The following is a 2,337-nucleotide window of genomic DNA, read 5'->3' on the forward strand; positions in this document are numbered from 1 at the left end:
CTTAGTTATATAGTTTACTATTATATAATTCATAATGAGATCTGACGAATGTGGGATCCAAATTCCTCTCTGCTTTTCTTAAAAAATCATCCATACATTCCTTACGCGATAGAACTATACAAACATATACAAAGGCATACATTCATTACAAATGAATACATATGATAGTATATACTTACAACCCTCACTATGACCAGAGACGAAAAACCAGGAGAACACTGGCAATTCACACCCGGAGGTTCCTCCTACCTGGTGGATCTCACCAGAGAACGACAGATTCGGAAGAAATTCGTTCTCAAGGAGGGCAATTTTCTCTCAACCGAGGATGTTGCGAAAATTCTGAGTGTGAAAGATGAAGTAGTCCGTGATCTTATTCGGAGACGGGAATTACCCGCTGTAAAGATAGGAAAAGCCTACCGGATCATCGAAACCGATCTTCAGGTATTTCTCAATGAGCGGTATACGCCCCACATGAAAAAAGAATCTCCGGAAAACCATGCACCCGAAGATGATGAGATCTGAATCCGCCAGTACAATGCGGATTGAGCCGAAAAATCTCCCCAGGATGAAGCCATGATATTTAATTCAGTAATCTATGAGAACAGTATGCCTGATGGTATGGGAACTCTTGAAATTATTGATAGTGCTACCGGAAAAAAACGACTTTTTATCCCGCTCAAACAAACCCAGCTTACCGGAGTGATAACCGGACCCCTTGCACAATTCCAACTCTCACAAATCTTCGGATTTAAGAAAGCAACCTTTCATCATGCTATTGAGGCAATATACCGGTTTCCACTTCCTGGTGATGCAGTCATAACCGGTGTTCAGGTCTCGTTCGGGGAGGAGGTTCTGAAAACAACCCTCAAAGAACGGGACGACGCCAAAGATGAATATCACAAAGCATTCGAACAGGGAAGAAAAGGAATTCTGGTCACCAGGGAGACTCCGGATATATTCACCCTTCAACTCACCGGAATTGAACCCGACAACAGAGTAACCGTCAATATCTCTCTCCTCCAGTATGCTATAATTGATGATTGGGAGATGGTGTTCCGAATTCCACTTACGGTCTCCCCCCGGTATATCCGGGATGATGAGATGCGACTTCCTCAGCGACATGCCCATCCGCAGATACAGCTCCTTGATCCCGGTCATACTTTCACTCTGGATCTCATCGTCAATGGAAACCCTGTTATCAAAAGTCCAAGTCATCAGATAATCACAGAAAAGAAAGAAGATTCGGTCAGGATCACCCTGCAGGAGACTGAAGCGATACCAGACCGTGACTTTATTTTAACCTGTATCGCCCCACAGGATCAGAACCTTCCGCAATTCATATGTCAGGTTGAAGAGCATCCGGAAGAAAACAGTGCTTATCTCCTGACAACCTTTTCTTCCCCGAAGAAAGAGGATAATGAACCGGTAAAACGGGAACTTATCATATTGGTGGATCATTCGTGGTCAATGAGAGGGCCGAAATGGCAGGCATCTGACTGGACGGTGAAGAACCTTCTCAAAACCTTACAATCAGATGAATATTTCAACCTGGGAATTTTTCATGACTCCTGTTCCTGGCTCTCAAAATCCCCGATACTCGGGACCGAGCAGTCCATTTACTCGGCAATCAATTTTCTAACACATAATCAGGATTCAGGTGGAACAAATCTTGGAATCGCCCTTGAACAGGCCCTGTTGTCCCCGAAGATAAAAGGGTCATTTGTCCGGCATATCGTGATCATCACCGATGCAGAGGTGACCGATGAAGGCCGGCTTATCAGAATGGTCAGGAGTGAACAGTGCCAGAAGGATATGCGTTCCGTATCGGTGATATGTATCGATGCATCGCCAAACACACCCCTGGTACGTGAACTTGCCAGAGTGGGAAAAGGTATTGCCCGGTTCCTGACTTCTAATCCGTCTGAGCAGGATATCACTACTGCTTTGCAGTCTGCACTGAATGCATGGAAACAGCCATACGTACGAAATCCCACCTTCATTGTGAACCGGAATCTGGTAGAATCAGGGGATCAAGCATATAAGAACGGCTCAATATCCCTGAACAGTCTTCCATACGGTATGTACGCAGAAGTATTTCGCGTTCCCCTGATCGGTGATGATATCTCCATTGCACGTTATGATGCAGACGGTAACAAAAGAGAATCAGGTGTGATAATCCCGGTAAAGGGGGCAGGAATTCGTGAACTCTTCGGAAGCTCTCGTATCCGGACACTGGAACAGATTCAGGGAGGGTTCTATACAGAGGATGAATTACAGATAGTTCTGAAAAGTCTTGGATATGAAAAAGAGCAGACATCCCTGTATCCGGAAGGAAAT

2 protein-coding genes are annotated in these 2,337 nt (G+C 44.9%); both read left to right on the forward strand.

What is annotated here, in order from left to right; genetic code table 11:
- The first annotated feature begins 189 nt into the window (after window positions 1-189).
- Window positions 190-522, forward strand: coding sequence for a helix-turn-helix domain-containing protein (locus PLA23_RS12610; RefSeq protein WP_324331643.1), 333 nt, complete (start codon window positions 190-192; stop codon window positions 520-522).
- 51 nt (window positions 523-573) lie between these two features.
- The coding region (locus PLA23_RS12615; protein ID WP_324475407.1) for a VIT and vWA domain-containing protein at window positions 574-2,337 on the forward strand (1,764 nt) is incomplete at its 3' end.

The organism is Methanospirillum sp., from assembly GCF_035406105.1.
Lineage (GTDB): Archaea > Halobacteriota > Methanomicrobia > Methanomicrobiales > Methanospirillaceae > Methanospirillum.